The sequence below is a fragment of the Streptomyces sp. NRRL B-1347 genome, from assembly GCF_000720325.1.
In the GTDB taxonomy this organism is placed as follows: domain Bacteria; phylum Actinomycetota; class Actinomycetes; order Streptomycetales; family Streptomycetaceae; genus Streptomyces.
Window position 1 is genome coordinate 1 of record NZ_JOJM01000087.1, and the last position, 16,716, is coordinate 16,716.

General features: G+C 73.0%; 11 protein-coding genes and 1 pseudogene. 7 read left to right on the top strand and 5 right to left on the bottom strand.

Translation table 11 applies throughout. The features are described from left to right. Positions 1-642: 642 nt before the first annotated feature. From IG74_RS46715 to IG74_RS0140000, 4 genes and pseudogenes are all read right to left on the bottom strand, one after another. Positions 643-2,605: pseudogene (locus tag IG74_RS46715) on the bottom strand (heavy metal translocating P-type ATPase). 103 nt (positions 2,606-2,708) lie between these two features. After that, the gene (locus IG74_RS0139990; protein ID WP_030687658.1) at positions 2,709-2,945 is read right to left on the bottom strand and encodes a heavy-metal-associated domain-containing protein; all 237 of its coding nucleotides are present in this window, start codon (positions 2,943-2,945) and stop codon (positions 2,709-2,711) included. Between the two features lie 160 nt (positions 2,946-3,105). Continuing rightward, positions 3,106-3,306, bottom strand: a complete 201-nt coding sequence (locus IG74_RS0139995) for a helix-turn-helix transcriptional regulator (protein WP_030687661.1) — start codon at positions 3,304-3,306, stop codon at positions 3,106-3,108. 342 nt (positions 3,307-3,648) lie between these two features. Continuing rightward, positions 3,649-4,575 carry a sugar phosphate isomerase/epimerase family protein gene (locus IG74_RS0140000; protein WP_051856382.1) on the bottom strand — a complete coding sequence of 309 codons (927 nt, stop codon included), beginning with the start codon at positions 4,573-4,575 and terminating at the stop codon, positions 3,649-3,651. A 126-nt stretch (positions 4,576-4,701) separates the two neighbouring features. On the opposite strand from IG74_RS0140000, the gene iolC reads away from it, so the two are divergent. The 6 genes from iolC (at position 4,702) to IG74_RS0140030 (ending at position 12,606) form a co-directional block, all read left to right on the top strand. Next, positions 4,702-5,694, top strand: a complete 993-nt coding sequence (iolC, locus tag IG74_RS0140005) for a 5-dehydro-2-deoxygluconokinase (RefSeq protein ID WP_267885635.1) — start codon at positions 4,702-4,704, stop codon at positions 5,692-5,694. Positions 5,695-5,767: 73 nt separating this feature from the next. Further along, complete coding sequence (locus IG74_RS0140010; RefSeq protein ID WP_030687668.1) at positions 5,768-6,646, top strand: Cgl0159 family (beta/alpha)8-fold protein; 879 nt, start codon at positions 5,768-5,770, stop codon at positions 6,644-6,646. A 31-nt stretch (positions 6,647-6,677) separates the two neighbouring features. Next, positions 6,678-7,481, top strand: a complete 804-nt coding sequence (gene iolB, locus IG74_RS0140015) for a 5-deoxy-glucuronate isomerase (protein ID WP_030687670.1) — start codon at positions 6,678-6,680, stop codon at positions 7,479-7,481. Next, positions 7,478-9,355: a 3D-(3,5/4)-trihydroxycyclohexane-1,2-dione acylhydrolase (decyclizing) gene (iolD, locus tag IG74_RS0140020; RefSeq protein WP_030687672.1), complete on the top strand. Its 1,878-nt coding sequence runs from the start codon at positions 7,478-7,480 to the stop codon at positions 9,353-9,355. Before iolB ends, iolD begins: the two co-directional genes overlap by 4 nt. A 13-nt stretch (positions 9,356-9,368) precedes the next feature. After that, positions 9,369-10,871 (top strand): CoA-acylating methylmalonate-semialdehyde dehydrogenase, encoded by a 1,503-nt coding sequence (gene mmsA, locus IG74_RS0140025; protein WP_030687675.1) that lies wholly within the window; start codon positions 9,369-9,371, stop codon positions 10,869-10,871. Positions 10,872-11,190: 319 nt separating this feature from the next. Further along, a complete protein-coding gene (locus tag IG74_RS0140030; RefSeq protein ID WP_030687677.1) occupies positions 11,191-12,606 on the top strand; it encodes an APC family permease in 1,416 nt (471 codons plus the stop codon). Between the two features lie 99 nt (positions 12,607-12,705). Here IG74_RS0140030 and IG74_RS0140035 read toward each other — a convergent pair whose 3' ends face one another. Beyond that, entirely contained in the window at positions 12,706-13,854 is a 1,149-nt protein-coding gene (locus tag IG74_RS0140035; protein ID WP_030687679.1) for a threonine synthase, read from the bottom strand. Positions 13,855-14,014: 160 nt separating this feature from the next. Here IG74_RS0140035 and IG74_RS0140040 point away from each other — a divergent pair, with 160 nt between their 5' ends. Next, positions 14,015-16,711 carry an alpha/beta fold hydrolase gene (locus IG74_RS0140040; protein ID WP_030687682.1) on the top strand — a complete coding sequence of 899 codons (2,697 nt, stop codon included), beginning with the start codon at positions 14,015-14,017 and terminating at the stop codon, positions 16,709-16,711. Positions 16,712-16,716: the final 5 nt, after the last annotated feature.

The window sequence follows — 16,716 nt, forward strand, 5'->3', positions numbered from 1 at the left end:
CCCGCCCACCCGTTCCACCCAGCCACTCGGCCCGGCTCCGACCTGGCGGCTCGCACGCCGTCTCCCGCCTGCGTCCGGCCGGGATCAATCCAGCCCGTCCGGCGTTTGAGGACAAGCGCGTCAGCGCGGTTCTTGAACCGGTGCGGGAGCGTACGGGCAGGGAAGCGCGGTTCAGGGCGCCCACGTCAGCGAAAAGCGCCCCGCCGTCGATCCCCCCACGGGTCGACGGTCGGGGCGCTTTCCTTTGCCCCGGTGCGGATTCCCCCCACGGGATCCGGCCGGGAGTCTGAGGTGCTGCCCGAGTCAGGGTGCGGAGCTGCGATCTGCCGGGACGCGTACGCATTCGGGAGGGCCGCTCAAAGCTCCCCGGTGCACGTGCCCCGGCCAACGCTCCCCAAGCTCTCAAGGAGCAGGGGGTACCCCCTTCGGGGACATCCCCCAAGATGTCCCCGAACACCCGAGAGATCCCCCAAGATCCCTCTGGTGTCGCCCTCTTAGACTCACGAGTCCCCTCGATGGTTACGTTCGGATCGCTGTGATCTACGTCTCTTGCATATGCCCTGAATGCGCGCAAGAGGACCCATATGTGGATTGGCATTCCCACGTGAGGGTCCCGCGAAGACAGTGTGAAGGATCGCGGGGCTATGTGAAAGACCGCAAGCGGAGGCTGTTCGTCACTACGAACACCGAAGAGCAGGCCATGGCCGCTCCGGCGATCATCGGATTGAGCAGTCCGGCGGCGGCGAGCGGCAGCGCGGCGACGTTGTAGCCGAAGGCCCAGAAGAGGTTTCCCTTGATGGTGGCGAGGGTCCTGCGGGACAGCCGGATGGCGTCCGCCGCGGCCCTCAAGTCGCCGCGTACGAGGGTGAGATCGCTCGCCTCGATCGCGGCGTCCGTGCCGGTGCCCATGGCCAGGCCCAGGTCCGCCGTGGCGAGGGCGGCCGCGTCGTTCACGCCGTCGCCGACCATGGCCACGACGCGCCCCTCGGAGCGCAGCCGCCGCACCACGTCCGCCTTGTCCTCGGGCAGCACGTCCGCGTACACGGTCCCGATGTCCACGGCCCGCGCGACCGTCTCCGCCACGGCCCGGTGGTCGCCGGTCAACAGCACCGGGGTGAGACCGAGTTGGCGCAGGTCGCGCACGGCTTCGGCGCTGGTGTCCCGGACGGCGTCGGCGACCGCGAGCAGCCCGCGCGCGACGCCGTCCCAGGCGACGAGCACGACGGTGCGGCCCGCCTCCTCGGCCCGCGCCCGGGCGCCGTCCAGCGCGTCGAGGTCCGTGACCCCGGCGTCGGTGAGCAGCCGCGCGCTGCCGGCCAGGACCGCGTGCCCGTCCACGGTGCCGCGCACCCCGGCCCCCGGCACGTTCTCGAACCGCTCCGGCACCGGCAGGTCCGCCGGGTCGAGCCCCGACCGCCGCGCGGCGCCCGCCGCCACGGCTCGTGCCACCGGGTGCTCGGAGGCGTGCTCCAGGGCGCCCGCGAGCCGCAGCAGCTCCTTCTCGCCGGTGCCTTCGGCCGCGTACACCTCCTGGAGGGTCATCTTGCCGGTGGTGACGGTGCCGGTCTTGTCCAGGACGATGGTGTCGACGCGGCGGGTGGACTCCAGGACTTCGGGGCCCTTGATGAGGATGCCGAGCTGGGCGCCGCGGCCGGTGCCGACCATCAGGGCGGTGGGCGTGGCGAGCCCGGCGGCGGCCTTGCCGTTCTGCGCGTCCTCGACGAGCTTGGCCATCCGGGACAGCGACGCGCCCGTCGGTGGCGATCTTCTCGCCGGGCCGCACCAGGAACCGGTCGCCTACCTTCAACTCGCTGACTAGAACGTTCTTTTCAGTCCCGTGACGAAGTACGGTGACGTCCTTGGCGCCCAACTCCATCAGCGCGCGCAGCGCCGCGCCCGCCCTGCGCTTGGAGCGCGCCTCCAGATAGCGGCCGAGCAGGATGAACGTGACGACGCCCGCGGCCACTTCGAGGTAGATCGCCGAGGATCCGTCGGTACGCGTCACGGTCAGGTCGAAGCCGTGCCGCATGCCGGGCTCCCCGGCCGTGCCGAGGAACAGGGCCCACAGCGACCAGCCGAAGGCGGCGAGCGTACCGAGGGACACGAGCGTGTCCATGGTGGCGGCGCCGTGCCGCGCGTTCAGGAGCGCGGCCCGGTGGAAGGGGAGCCCGCCCCACACCACGACCGGCGCGGCGAGCGTGAGCGACAGCCACTGCCAGTACTCGAACTGGAGCGCCGGGACCATCGCGAGCACGACGACCGGCAGCGCGAGCGCGGCGGAGACCAGCAGCCGCCGCAGCAGCCGGTCGGCCTCGGTGAGGTCGGAGGTGGTGGGGCGCCCGGCCGGGTCCGCCGACGCCGCCGGGCCGCCGGGCGCTTCGGGGCGCGGCGGGGCGATCTCGTGCGCCGAGTAGCCGAGCTTCTCGACCGTGGCCACGAGGTCGGAGACCTCGACCCCGTCGGCGTAGCTGACCTTGGCCTTCTCCGTGGCGAGGTTGACCGACGCGGTCACGCCCTCCATGCGGTTCAGCTTCTTCTCGATGCGGGCCGAGCACGAGGCGCAGGTCATGCCGCCGACGGCGAGTTCGACCTCGGAGGTGTTCATGACGGCTCTTTCGCGGCGTGATGGGGGCGGAGGCGTGCGGTGCGAAAAGGGGTCAGGGCCCCGCGCCGGGATGGCGCGGGGCCCGTGGCCGGGAGGGGGGAGATCAGGCGAGTTCGTAACCGGCCTCGTCGATCGCGGCGCGGACGGCCTCCTCGTCGAGCGGGGCCGCGGAGACCACGGTCACCTTGCCGGTGGCGGCGACCGCCTGGACCGAGCTGACGCCCGCGAGCTCGGAGATCTCGCTGTTGACCGCGGACTCGCAGTGGCCGCAGGTCATCCCCTTCACGTCGTACACGGTGGTGACGGCGCCGGGCTGCGAGGTCTGGGCGTTGGCGGTCATGTCGTTCTCCTCAGTGAAACGTGTGTGACGTGCGGGTATGCGGAACGTCGACGTGGACGAGCGGCTCCGGTGGCTCCAGGGAACCCCTCGACGTGCTTCACACTATACCCCTAGGGGGTATTTTCCAAGAGGGGCTGGGGTGGCGGGGCAAGGCGGGGGGTCACTCGCCCTTGCGCGCGCGGTTGCCGGGCCGGGACGCGACCCAGGCGCGGATGGTGTCGGCGTACCAGAAGGGCTTGCCGCCCTCGACGTGGTCGGGCTCGGGCAGCAGGCCGTGCTTGCGGTAGGAGCGCACGGTGTCCGGCTGGACGCGGATGTGCGCGGCGATGTCTTTGTACGACCAGAGCCTGCGGTCGGTCATCAGTGGCTCCTCCCTGTGCGCACCCAGGGCGGCCGGAGCGGCCGACGGGGGAGCTGGGCGCGGCACTGGCGTCACTCAGCCTGTGCCCCGTGAACGACGGAGAGTGACCATGGGGGAGTGCTTGTCGACTGGCTGTGACGGGAAACCCGCGTACGTGTCACATGTGTGACGAGAGTGCAGTGTTTGTCACCTACGTGACGCGCTCGACTGGCGCGGGCGCCCGGCGTGTTGGGGGCGCGTTCGCGCGTCGAGGGGGTAGAGGGCGGCCGGGCGCGCCGGGACACGGCTGAGGGGAGGCCGCGCGGTCGCGACCTCCCCTCAGCCGTCAGCGGCGTACGGGCCTCACGCCCCGCAGGAGCGCAGGAAGGCGCGGGTGCGGCGGGCGATGGGCAGCGGCTTGTCCGGCGCGCACGGATACATGTCCTGCTCGACGATGGCGAACAGGTCGACGCCCAGCTTCTCGGCGGCCGCGAGGACCGGTTCGAGCGCGGGCACCCCGGCGGGCGGCTCGCACATCACGCCGCGCCCGACGGCGGGCCCGAACGGCATGTCCTGCGCCCGCACTTCGGCCAGGACCGCCGGGTCCACCTGCTTCAGGTGGAGGTACCCGATGCGCTCGCCGTACGTCTCGATCAGCTTGACGCTGTCGCCGCCGCAGTACGCGTAGTGGCCGGTGTCCAGGCAGAGCGAGACGAGGGCCGGATCCGTGGCGTCGAGGAAGCGGGCGACGTTCTCCTCGGTGTCGATGTGGGTGTCCGCGTGCGGGTGGACGACGATGTCCAGGCCGTAGCGCTCGCGCACCTCGTGGCCCAGGCGCTCGGTCTGCGACGCCAGCTGGCGCCACTGCTCCGGCGTCAGCGTCGAGTCCTCCAGGACGTCACCGGTCTTGTCGTCGCGCCAGAAGGACGGGATGACGACGAGGTGGCGCGCGCCCATCGCCTGGGTGAGGTCCGCGATCGCGGACACGTGCTCCCACGTCCTGTCCCACACGTCCGGGCCGTGGTGCAGGCCGGTGAAGACGGTGCCCGCCGAGACCTTGAGGCCCCGCCGCCGCGTCTCGTCGGCGAGCAGGGCCTGGTCGGTCGGCAGATAGCCGTACGGGCCGAGCTCGATCCACTCGTACCCGGACGCGGCGACCTCGTCGAGGAAGCGGCTCCACGGCACCTGCTGGGGATCGTCGGGGAACCACACGCCCCAGGAGTCGGGGGCCGAACCGATCCGGATGCGGGTCAACCGCGAACCACGCGACACCTCTGTCTGCTGCGCCATGGCCGCAAGCCTCGCCGCCCGCCGAGAACAGTGTCAAGCAGTAGTCCGAATGTAAGGACAAAATGTTGACAGGGTTCCTGGGACGGGATTAGACCTGAGGGAAGCCACCACGAAGGGATGTGCAGGGTGACCGATCCGCACCCGGATCCGCACGCCGACGCCGGCGCCGATCCGTACGACGTCATCACCATGGGCCGGATCGGCGTCGACCTGTACCCGCTCCAGACCGGGGTGCCGCTGTCGCAGGTCACGACGTTCGGGAAGTTCCTCGGCGGCTCGGCGACGAACGTGGCGGTCGCGGCGGCCCGGCTCGGGCGGCGCGTCGGCGTCGTCACGCGGACGGGACAGGACCCGTTCGGCGAGTATCTGCGCGGCCAGCTGCGGGAGTTCGGGGTCGACGAGCGGTGGGTCGCCGAGGTGCCGGGGCTCTCGACACCGGTCACCTTCTGCGAGGTGTTCCCGCCCGACGACTTCCCGCTGTACTTCTACCGTCGGCCCAAGGCCCCCGACCTGGAGATCCGCGCGGACGAGCTCGACCTCGGCGCGATCGCCGCGGCGCGGATCTTCTGGATGACCGGCACCGGCCTCAGCGAGGAGCCGAGCCGGGCGGCGACCCTGGCCGCGCTCGCCGCCCGCCCCGCGGGCGGGACCACCGTCTTCGACCTCGACTGGCGGCCCGTGTTCTGGGAGGACCCGGACGCGGCCCGCCCCCACTACGCGGCCGCGCTGCGGCACGCGACCGTCGCCGTCGGCAACGTGGACGAGGTGGAGATCGCGACCGGCGTGCGCGAGCCGCGCGCCGCCGCCGAGGCCCTGCTCGCGGCGGGCGTCGAGCTGGCCGTGGTCAAACAGGGTCCGAAGGGCGTGCTCGCGATGGACAGGGCGGGCGCGGTGGCGGAGGTGCCGCCGCTGCCGGTCTCGGTCCTCAACGGGCTCGGGGCGGGTGACGCGTTCGGCGGGGCGCTGTGCCACGGGCTGCTCGCCGGGTGGGAGCTGCCGCGGGTGATCCGGTACGCCAACGCGGCCGGGGCCATCGTCGCTTCGCGGTTGGAGTGCTCCTCCGCGATGCCGTACGAGGCCGAGGTCGAGGCTGCTCTTGAGGCGGGGGCTGTGCGGTGAGGCGCTGTGAGACGGTTGCTCGGCACCTGCCGTCGTGCCCACCCGTCATCGCTCACCACGAGGGGGGCGTCGTATGAGTGCCGTCGATGTCTCCGCGCTCGTGCGGACCCGGGCCCGGCACCCCGAAGCCATCGCCGAAGCCGCCGCGCGGCGGCTCCGGCGGCCGCTGGTCGGGGCCTCCGGGCGGTTGATGATCATCGCGGCGGACCATCCGGCGCGCGGCGCCCTCGGTGTCGGCAAGGACCCGCTGGCCATGGCCGACCGGGCCGACCTCCTCGAACGGCTGTGCCTCGCGCTGTCCCGGCCCGGCGTCGACGGCGTGCTCGCCACCGCCGACATCCTCGACGACCTGCTGCTGCTCGGCGCGCTCGACGGCAAGGTCGTGATGGGGTCCATGAACCGGGGCGGGCTCGCGGGCGCCGCCTTCGAGCTGGACGACCGGTTCACCGGCCACCGCGCCGAGGACCTGGAGCGGCTCGGCTTCGACGCGGGCAAGCTGCTGTTGCGCGTCGACTACGACGACCCCGGGTCGCTCGCCACGCTGTACTCCACCGCGCGCGCGGTCGACGCCATGGCGGAGCGTCAGCTTCCGGTGTTCATCGAGCCGTTCCTGTGCCGCAGGTCACCCGACGGCCTTCGCAACGACCTGAGCGCCGCCGCGGTCACCCGGTCCATCGCCATCGCCTCGGGCCTCGGCGGGACATCGGCGTACACCTGGCTGAAGGTGCCCGTGACCGAGAACCCGGACGACATGGCGCGCGTCATGGAGGCCTCGACGCTGCCCGCCGTGCTGCTCGGGGGAGACATCGGGGACACGGACACCGCGTTCGAGAAGTGGCGCGGTGCCCTCCAGTTGCCCACCGTGTACGGCCTGGTGGCCGGGCGCACGCTGCTGTACCCGGCGGACGGGGACGTGGCGGGCGCGGTCGACACCGCCGTCGGGCTGCTGTAGCCGTGACGTACGCACCCGACAGGAGGCCCGCATGACGCACGTACCGAAGGGAAGCGCGGCCGAGGGCCCGTACGCCCTCGCCATCGATCCGAAGCGCGCCGCCTGGACCTACTCCAGTCTGCGCGTCGTCGAACTGCCGCCCGGCGGGTTGCACTCCTTCGCCACCGGGGAGAGTGAATGGATCGTGCTCCCGCTGACGGGCGGCTGTACGGTGCACGCGGAGGGCGAGATCATCGAACTCCTGGGCCGGGAGAGCGTGTTCAGCGGAGCGACTGACTTCGCTTACGTTCCCCGCGATTCCCACATCCAGATCGCCTCCGGCGTGGGAGGCCGCTTCGCCCTGGCAGGAGCGAAGTGCGAGCGCCGACTCCCCGCCCGCTACGGCCCCGCGCCGGAGGTTCCCGTCGAGCACCGCGGCAGCGGCACCTGCGCCCGCCAGGTGCGCAACTTCGCGGCGGCGGACACGTTCGACTGCGACCGGCTGATCGCCGTGGAGGTCATCACGCCCGGCGGCAACTGGTCGTCGTACCCGCCGCACAAGCACGACGAGCACCGCCCCGGCGTCGAGGCCGAGCTGGAAGAGATCTACTACTTCGAGATCGAGGGCGAGTCCGGCTTCGGCTACCAGCGGGTCTCCCCCTCCCGCGAGGGCGGCACCGACGTGCTCGCCGAGGTGCGCTCCGGCGACGCCGTCCTCGTCCCCGACGGCTGGCACGGCCCGTCCATCGCCCAGCCGGGCCACGCCATGTACTACCTGAACGTCATGGCGGGACCCGGGGACGAGCGGGAATGGAAGATCTGCTTCCACCCTGACCACACGGAGGGATACCGATGAGCGGCACGGTCCGGCTCACCACCGCCCAGGCCCTGGTGCGCTTCCTGGCCCGGCAGTTCACCGAGCGGGACGGCGCCCGGCAGCGCCTCATCGGCGCGACCTGGGGCATCTTCGGCCACGGCAACGTCGCCGGACTCGGCCAGGCCCTGGTCGAGTACGGCGCCGAGATGCCCTTCCACCAGGGGCGCAACGAGCAGGCCATGGTGCACGCGGCCGTCGGCCACGCCCGGCAGTCGGGGCGCCTGACGACCCACGCCGTCACCACCTCCATCGGCCCCGGCGCCACCAACCTCGTCACAGGCGCCGCGCTCGCGACCATCAACCACCTGCCCGTGCTTCTGCTGCCCGGCGACGTGTTCGCGACCCGCCCGGCCGACCCGGTGCTCCAGCAGCTCGAAGTGCCGTACGCGGGCGACGTGTCCGTGAACGACTGTCTGCGCCCGGTTTCGGCGTACTTCGACCGCGTCACCCGGCCCGAGGCGCTGATCCCCGCCGCGCTCCAGGCGATGCGGGTGCTCACCGACCCGGTCGCGACGGGCGCGGTGACGCTCGCGCTGCCGCAGGACGTCCAGGCGGAGGCCTTCGACTGGCCGGAGGACTTCTTCGCCGAGCGCGTCTGGTCCGTACGCCGCCAGGCCCCCGACCCCGCAGAGGTGGCGGCGGCGGCGCGGGCCGTGCGCGGTGCCGCGCGGCCCCTGCTCGTCGCGGGCGGGGGAGTCCACCACAGCGCCGCCGAGGACGCCCTGCGCGCCTTCGCCGACGCCACCGGCATCCCCGTGGCGTCCACGCAGGCGGGCAAGGGCTCCCTGCGCCACGACCACCCGGCGGACGTCGGCGGCATCGGCCACACCGGCACCGCCACGGCCGACGAACTGGCCCGCGGCGCCGACCTGGTGATCGGCGTCGGCACCCGCTACACCGACTTCACCACCGCGTCCGGCACGCTCTTCGCCGCGGACGGCGTGCGCTTCGTGAACCTCAACGTCGCGCCGTTCGACGCCCACAAGATGGCGGGCGCCACAGTGGTCGCGGACGCCCGCGCGGGCCTGGAGGCGCTGACCGGGGCGCTCGCGGGCCACCGCGTCGAGCCCGCGTACGCGGCCTCGTACACGGCCGGCAAGGAGCGCTGGGAGCAGCGCGTCGACGCCGCGTACGCGGCCGACGAGCCCGACGCGCGCCCCACCCAGACGCAGGTGCTCGGCCTCCTCGACGCGCTCGTCACCGACGAGGACGTCGTCATCAACGCGGCGGGCTCGCTCCCCGGCGACCTGCACAAGCTGTGGCGGGCCCGCTCGCCGCGCCAGTACCACGTCGAGTACGGCTACTCCTGCATGGGCTACGAGATCCCGGCGGCGATCGGCGTGTCCCTGGCCGCGCCCGAGCGGCCCGTGTGGGCGCTGGTCGGCGACGGCACGTACCTGATGATGCCCACCGAGATCGTCACGGCCGTGCAGGAGGACATCCCCATCAAGGTCGTCATCCTGCAGAACCACGGCTACGCCTCCATCGGCGGCCTCTCGGAGTCCGTGGGCGGCGAGCGCTTCGGCACCGACTACCGCTACCGGGCGCCCGACGGCACGTACACGGGCGGCCCGCTGCCCGTGGACCTGGCCGCCAACGCGGCCTCGCTCGGACTGCCCGTGACGCGCGCGAAGACCGTCGACGAGCTGCGCGCGGCCCTGCGCGAAGCGCGCGAAGCGGACGGCCCCACATGTGTCTACGTGGAGACGGAAACGACAGACACAGTGTCGGGCCCGCCCCCGGCGCAGGCGTGGTGGGATGTGCCCGTGGCCGAGATCGCGACCCGCCCGTCGGCGGTCAAGGCCCGCGAGGAGTACGACCGGCACGTGTCCGACCGGCGCCGCCATCTGTGAGGGAGTTCTTGGCATGACGAAGACCGTCGACCACTGGATCGGTGGCAAGAGCGTCGAGGGGACGTCCGGCACGTACGGCCCGGTCACCGATCCGGCGACCGGTGCCGTGACCACGCGGGTCGCCTTCGCGAGCGTGGACGAGGTGGACGCGGCGGTCGCCGCCGCCAAGGCCGCGTACGCGACCTGGGGCCAGTCCTCGCTCGCGCAGCGCACGAGCATCCTCTTCAAGTTCCGCGCCCTGCTCGACGCGCACCGCGACGAGATCGCCGAGCTGATCACCGCCGAGCACGGCAAGGTGCACTCGGACGCGCTCGGCGAGGTCGCGCGCGGCCTGGAGGTCGTCGACCTGGCGTGCGGCATCAACGTGCAGCTCAAGGGCGAGCTGTCCACGCAGGTCGCGAGCCGCGTGGACGTCTCCTCGATCCGCCAGCCGCTCGGCGTCGTCGCGGGCATCACGCCCTTCAACTTCCCGGCCATGGTGCCGATGTGGATGTTCCCCATCGCCATCGCGTGCGGCAACACCTTCGTGCTGAAGCCCAGCGAGAAGGACCCGTCGGCGTCGATGCGCGTGGCGGAGCTGCTCGCCGAGGCCGGCCTGCCGGACGGCGTCTTCAACGTCGTGCACGGCGACAAGGTGGCCGTGGACCGGCTCCTGGAGCACCAGGACGTGGCCGCGGTGTCCTTCGTGGGCTCGACCCCGATCGCCCGCTACATCCACACCACGGCCTCCGCGAACGGCAAGCGCGTCCAGGCGCTCGGCGGCGCCAAGAACCACATGCTGGTCCTGCCGGACGCCGACCTGGACGCGGCCGCCGACGCCGCCGTCTCGGCCGCGTACGGCTCCGCGGGCGAGCGCTGCATGGCCATCTCGGCCGTCGTCGCGGTCGGCTCGGTCGGCGACGAGCTCGTCGCGAAGATCAAGGAGCGCGCCGAGAAGATCAAGATCGGTCCCGGCACCGACCCGGCCTCCGAGATGGGCCCGCTCATCACGGCCGCGCACCGCGACAAGGTCGCGTCGTACGTGACGGGCGCGGCGGCGCAGGGCTGCGAGGTCGTCCTGGACGGCACGGGCCACACCGTCGAGGGCCACGAGGACGGCCACTGGATCGGTCTGTCCCTGCTCGACCGGGTGCCCGTCACGGCGGACGCGTACAAGGACGAGATCTTCGGCCCGGTCCTGTGCGTGCTGCGCGTCGACACCTACGAGGAGGGCCTGGCGCTCATCAACGCCTCGCCGTTCGGCAACGGCACGGCGATCTTCACCCGGGACGGCGGCGCCGCGCGCCGCTTCCAGCTGGAGGTCGAGGCGGGCATGGTCGGCGTGAACGTGCCGATCCCGGTGCCGGTGGGCTACCACTCCTTCGGTGGCTGGAAGGACTCCCTCTTCGGCGACCACCACATCTACGGCAACGACGGCACGCACTTCTACACCCGCGGCAAGGTCGTCACGACCCGCTGGCCGGACCCCTCGGACGCCCCGGCAGGCGTGGACCTGGGGTTCCCGCGCAATCACTGACAGCTCCACCCCTCCGAACGAAGCCGTCCGCCCTGCGGACGGCTTCGTTCCTTTTTTCGCCGAACAGCTGCGGTTCCCGTACGGGGGGATGAATGGGGCGAGGAAGGCCCCAATGGAATTCGACCTTGCTATCGAAGGTTTACGTGCCACATGGCTGGCTAATTGCCACCTATAGTCGCCAACGTCTGCGAATCATTGGCCAGTTGAAGCTCGCCCGAGCTGCGGATTCCGTAGGTAATCGGCCATTGACGTTTTCCTGACGCGGAGGTTTCCATGACGCTCTGCCGCCCCTTTGGTACGAGCCGATCGGAATCGCCGTATGACCGAAACGCTGCACACGCCGCCGCAGTCCGCGGCCGCCCCCGTGGCGGAGGGAACTCCCGAGTCCCCGGCTGAGCCCCGCAAGCTGAAGCGGTCCATCGGCGTCGTCGGCGGCACGCTGCTCACGCTGTCCTGCGTGACGCCCGCGTCCACGCTCTTCGTGGTCGTGCCCGACCTGTTCTCCACGCTCGGCACCGCCACCACCCTCACCATCGCCATCGGCGCGCTGCTGTGCGTGGGCGTCGCCTTCTGCTACTCCGAGCTCGGCACGCTGATCCCCAGCGCGGGCGGCGAGTACGCGATGGTCTCCACGATGGCCGGACGGCTCGCGGGCTGGCTGGTGTTCGTGCTCTCCCTGCTCGTCGTGATGATCGTGCCGCCCGTGATCGCCATGGGCACGGCCGACTACCTCGCGCCCCTCGTGAAGATCGAACCCGCCTACGCGGGCGCGGGCGTGATGCTCCTCGCCACCCTCGCGGGCCTGCTCGACCTGCGGGCCAACGCCTGGATCACCGGGATCTTCCTGGTCCTCGAAGTGGTCGCGGCCGCGGTCGTGGCCGTCCTCGGCTTCGCGCACGCCGAGCGGGGCGCGGGCAGCCTCGTCGACCTCAGCGTGGCGAGCGGCTCCGGCGACGGCACGAAGGCCGTCACCGCGATGCTGATCGTCTCCGGGCTCGCCATCGCGCTCTTCGTCACGCAGGGCTTCTCCACGGCCGTCTACCTCTCCGAGGAGATGGAGAACCCGCGCCGCAACGTGGCCCGCACCGTGCTGCTCACCCTCGGCATCTCGGCCGTCGTCCTGCTCGTGCCGGTCGCCGCGATCACCATGGGCGCGCCGGACCTCGCCGCGCTCACCGGCGGCGACATCGGCGCGATGGTCACGGCCTGGTCCAGCTCCGGCGTCGGCACCTTCATCAGCCTCTGCGTGGCCCTCGCCATCATCAACGCGGGCATCGTCATGGTCATCCAGAACTCCCGCGTCCTGTACGCGTCCGCGCGCGACAAGGCCTGGCCGCAGCCGGTCAACAAGGTCCTGTCGCGGCTCGGCGGCCGCTTCGGCTCCCCGTGGGTCGCCACCCTCCTGGTGGGCGTCCCCGGCGCCGCGCTGTGCTTCGTGAACCTCGACACCCTGTACGGCGTCACCGGGGTGTCCGTGACCGGCATGTACCTGCTCGTCGCGGTGGCGGCGCTGCTCGCCCGCCGCGGCAGCCACGGGGCCGCTCCCGCCTGGCGGATGCCGCTGTGGCCGGGCATCCCCGTGGTGCTCATCGCCGTCCTCGCGTACGTCCTCAGCCAGCAGGAGGCCCAGTACCTGCTGTGGACCGGCGGCATCGTGGCCGTCGCGACGGTGTACTGGGCCTGCTACCTGCGGCCGCGGGCGGCCACGCGCTGGCTGGTGACGGTGCCGGAGTAGCCCTGGCGGCCGGCACCCGGCCTTTCGGCGCTTCGCGCCTCGTCCTCAAACGCCGGACGGGCTGGATCTGCCGCCGCTCGCGGCACGCACCCGCGAGGGCTACGGGCCTGCCAGCAGGTCGCGGTCCTTGAAGCCGCTGGACGTGGAGACGCACACCACGGGGCCTTCCGCGTCCCGGCCCAGCTGCCGCAGGCCCGCGAGGCCCGCCGCCGCGGACAGCTCCGCCCACACCCCGCCCCTGGCCAGCTCCGCCCGGGCACCGGCCAGCTCCTCGTCGGTCACGAGCAGCGCCGCGCCCCGGCTCTCGCGCAGCGCGAGCACGCCCCGGTAGCCGCCCACCGGACAGTCGATGGCGTACGCGGCGGTCTCCCCGACGGGGACGTGCGCGGCGGGCACCCCCTCGCGCACGGCGGCCGCCAGGGGCCCGCCCGCCGCGGGCTCGCAGGCGAACAGGCGCGGCACCCGCTCCCCGTACCCGAGCCGCACCAGCTCGGCGAACCCCTTCCAGACGCCGAACAGCATCTCCCCGTACCCGGTCGGCACGAACACCGCGCGCGGGAGGGTGCCGAGTTCGTCGTGGATCTCGTAGGCGATCGTCTTGTAGCCCTCGGGCCCGAACCCGTGCCCGGTGTGCGCGGCGGACGTGAGGTTGCTGACGGGGTGGTAGCCGGTCCGCTCGACGATGCGGCGCAGGAGTGGCCACCGGTCCTCGCTGGGCACGTGCAGCACGGTGGCGCCGTACGCGCGCAGGAACGCGTCGACGGCGGGCGGCGCGTCCGGCGAGGTGAGGACGGTGCACGGAAGGCCTGCCCGCGCGGCGTACGCGGCGGCCGACGCGCCGTGGTTGCCGGAGGAGGCGACGACGACGCCGGGCGCGTCGACGCCGACGGCCGCGCTCACCGTGATCCGGTTGAGCCGGTCCTTGTGGCTCCACGTCGGGTTGCGGGACTCGTCCTTGACCCACACGCCGTCCTCAAGGGGGAGCAGCGGGGTGCCGCCCTCGGCGAGCGAGGGGGCGCGCAGCGGCGGCAGGAGCGGCGCCCAGCGCTCGTGCCCGCGCGGCCGCGCGGCGGCCGCGCCGGGCGCGAAGAAGCCGTCGGGGACCTGGTCGTAGGCGTAGTCGACGTCCACCGGGTACGCGATCTCGTCGGTGCTCGTGACCGGACAGCCCTCCGTGAGCGGCGGCCAGAGCGGGAAGCGGACGGACGGGTCGCCCAGCGAGCGCTGGCCGATGGCGAGGGATGTCATGGGTCAGCAGCCTAGGTGCCCCTGACAGCCGGTGCGGCGGCGGTCCGGGCCGCGTACCGCCCCGGACGTACGCGGGCCGCGGCCCGTACTCCCCGGGGAGGCCGCGGGGTTCCGACCGGTGGCTGCATCGGTTGTCGGTGACCGCCCGTACCGTTGACGCATGGATCTACGACTGCCCCGGGCCGGAGCCTGGAAGGCGGCGCTGCGCGCGCCGCGGCGGACGTTCGCCGCCGCGGCCGCCGTCGTCGTGCTCGCCGGCGCGGGCACGTGGACGGCGCTCGCGTCGGACGAGGCACCCGCCGTGCGCCGCACCGACCAGACGCTCTCCATGGGCCGCGGCCAGGGGCGGGAGGTGCGGATCGACACCTCGTACTTCACCGCGGGCGACCCCGGCACCAAGCGCCCCGCGGTGCTCGTCGGGCACGGCTTCGGCGGCAGCAAGGACGACGTGCGCGAGCAGGCCGAGCGCCTGGCCCGCGACGGGTACGCGGTCCTGACGTGGTCCGCGCGCGGCTTCGGCAAGTCCACCGGCCGCATCGGGCTCAACGACCCGAAGGGCGAGGTCGCCGACGTGTCGCGGCTCGTCGACTGGCTGGCGGAGCGCCCCGAGGTCCGCCTCGACAAGGACGGCGACCCGCGCGTGGGCGTCACGGGCGCCTCGTACGGCGGCGCGGTCTCGCTGCTCGCGGCCGGTTACGACGACCGGGTCGACGCCATCGCCCCGCTGATGACGTACTGGAACCTGGCGGACGCGCTGTTCCCGAAGGACGTCTTCAAGAAGCAGTGGGCCGGGATGTTCCTGACCGCGGGCGGCGGCTGCGACACCTTCGAGCCGCGGCTGTGCGCGATGTACGAGCGCGTGGCGGTGGCGGGGAAGCCCGACGCGCGGGCGCGCGGGCTGCTCGCCGAGCGCAGCCCGGCCGCCGTCGGCGACCGCGTCAAGGTGCCCGCCCTGATCGTGCAGGGCCAGCAGGACTCGCTGTTCCCACTCGACCAGGCCGACGCGATGGCCAAGGCGATCCGCGCCAACCACGCGCCCGTGGCGGTCGACTGGGTCGCGGGCGGCCACGACGGCGGCGACCGGGAGACCGACCGGGTCACCGGGCGCGTCACCCAGTGGTTCGACCGCTATCTGAAGGACGACAAGGGCGCCGACACGGGCCCCGCCTTCCGCGTCACCCGCACCGGAGGCATCGACTCCACGGACGGCGCCGCGACGCTGCGCGGCGCGAGCGGCGACCGCTATCCGGGGCTCGGCAGCGGCCCGCGCGAGATCCCGCTCAGCGGGCGCCCGCAGACCTTCGACAACCCCGCGGGCGCCGCGCCGCCCGCCGTGTCCGGCCTGCCGGGGCTCGGCGGCGCGGGCGGCGGCAGCGCCGGCCTCAGCCGCCTCTCCTCGCTCGGCATCGGCGTCTCCCTCGACTTCCCCGGGCAGTACGCCGCGTTCGAGTCGAAGCCGCTCACCGAGGACCTGCGGATCACCGGCGCCCCCACCGTGCGGGTGCGCGTGAAGTCCGACAGCGCCGACACGGTGCTCTTCGGGAAGGTCTACGACGTGGGGCCCGGCGGCGGGCAGCAGGTGCTGCCCGCGCAGCTCGTCGCCCCGGTGCGGATCGACGGCGCCGTCGACGGCAGGACCCTCGACCTGCGGCTGCCCGCCGTCGACCACGAGCTGAAGAAGGGCCACCGGCTGCGCCTGGTGTTCGCCGCCACCGACCTGGGCTACGCTTCGCCCGCCGAACCGGCCGCGTACACGGTGGCGTTGAAGAGCGGCCTGAAGGTGCCGACCGCCCCCGGCGTGCGGACGGCCGCCGCCCCGCTGCCCGCCTGGGTGTGGTGGCTGCCGCTCACCGGCGCCGCCGTGGCGGCCGCCCTGCTCCTGATCGGCCGCAGGCGCGTCACGGCGCCCGCGCCCGCCCCGGACCTCGCCGAAGTGCCCCTCCAGATCACCGGCTTGAGCAAGCGGTACGCGAAGTCCACCGACCGGTACGCGGTGCGCGACCTGTCGTTCCGTGTCGAGAAGGGCCAGGTCCTCGGCCTCCTCGGGCCGAACGGCGCGGGCAAGACCACCACCCTGCGCATGCTGATGGGCCTCATCCGCCCGGACGCGGGCGAGATCCGCGTCTTCGGGCAGGCCATCAGGCCCGGCGCGCCCGTCCTGTCCCGGGTCGGCGCGTTCGTCGAGGGCGCCGGATTTCTGCCGCACCTCTCGGGCCGGGAGAACCTGGAGCTGTACTGGCGCGCCACCGGGCGCCCCGCTCAGGACGCGCACCTGGCCGAGGCCCTGGAGATCGCCGGGCTCGGCGACGCCCTGGCCCGCGCCGTGCGGACGTACTCCCAGGGCATGCGGCAGCGCCTCGCCATCGCCCAGGCCATGCTGGGCCTGCCCGACCTGCTGATCCTGGACGAGCCGACGAACGGCCTCGACCCGCCCCAGATCCGCGAGATGCGCGAGGTGATGATCCGGTACGCGGCGGGCGGCCGCACGGTCATCGTCTCCAGCCACCTGCTCGCCGAGGTCGAGCAGTCCTGCACGCACCTGGTCGTCATGGACCGCGGCCGCCTCGTGCAGGCGGGCCCGGTCGACGAGATCGTCGGCGCCGGGGACACGCTCCTCGTCGGCCTCGCGGCGGACGTCCCCGACCCGCTGGTCGAGAAGGTGGCCTCGCTCCCGGGCGTGGCGTCGGCGGTCCGCACCGAGGGCGGCCTCCTGGTGCGGCTCGACGGCGGCCCGGCGGCCACGGGGGCGGCACTCCTGCCCGAACTGGTCCGCCTGGAGGTCCCCGTGGAGTCGCTCGGCCCGCACCGGCGCCTGGAAGACGCGTTCTTGACCCTGATCGGAGGAGGTGCGGCGTGACGGCC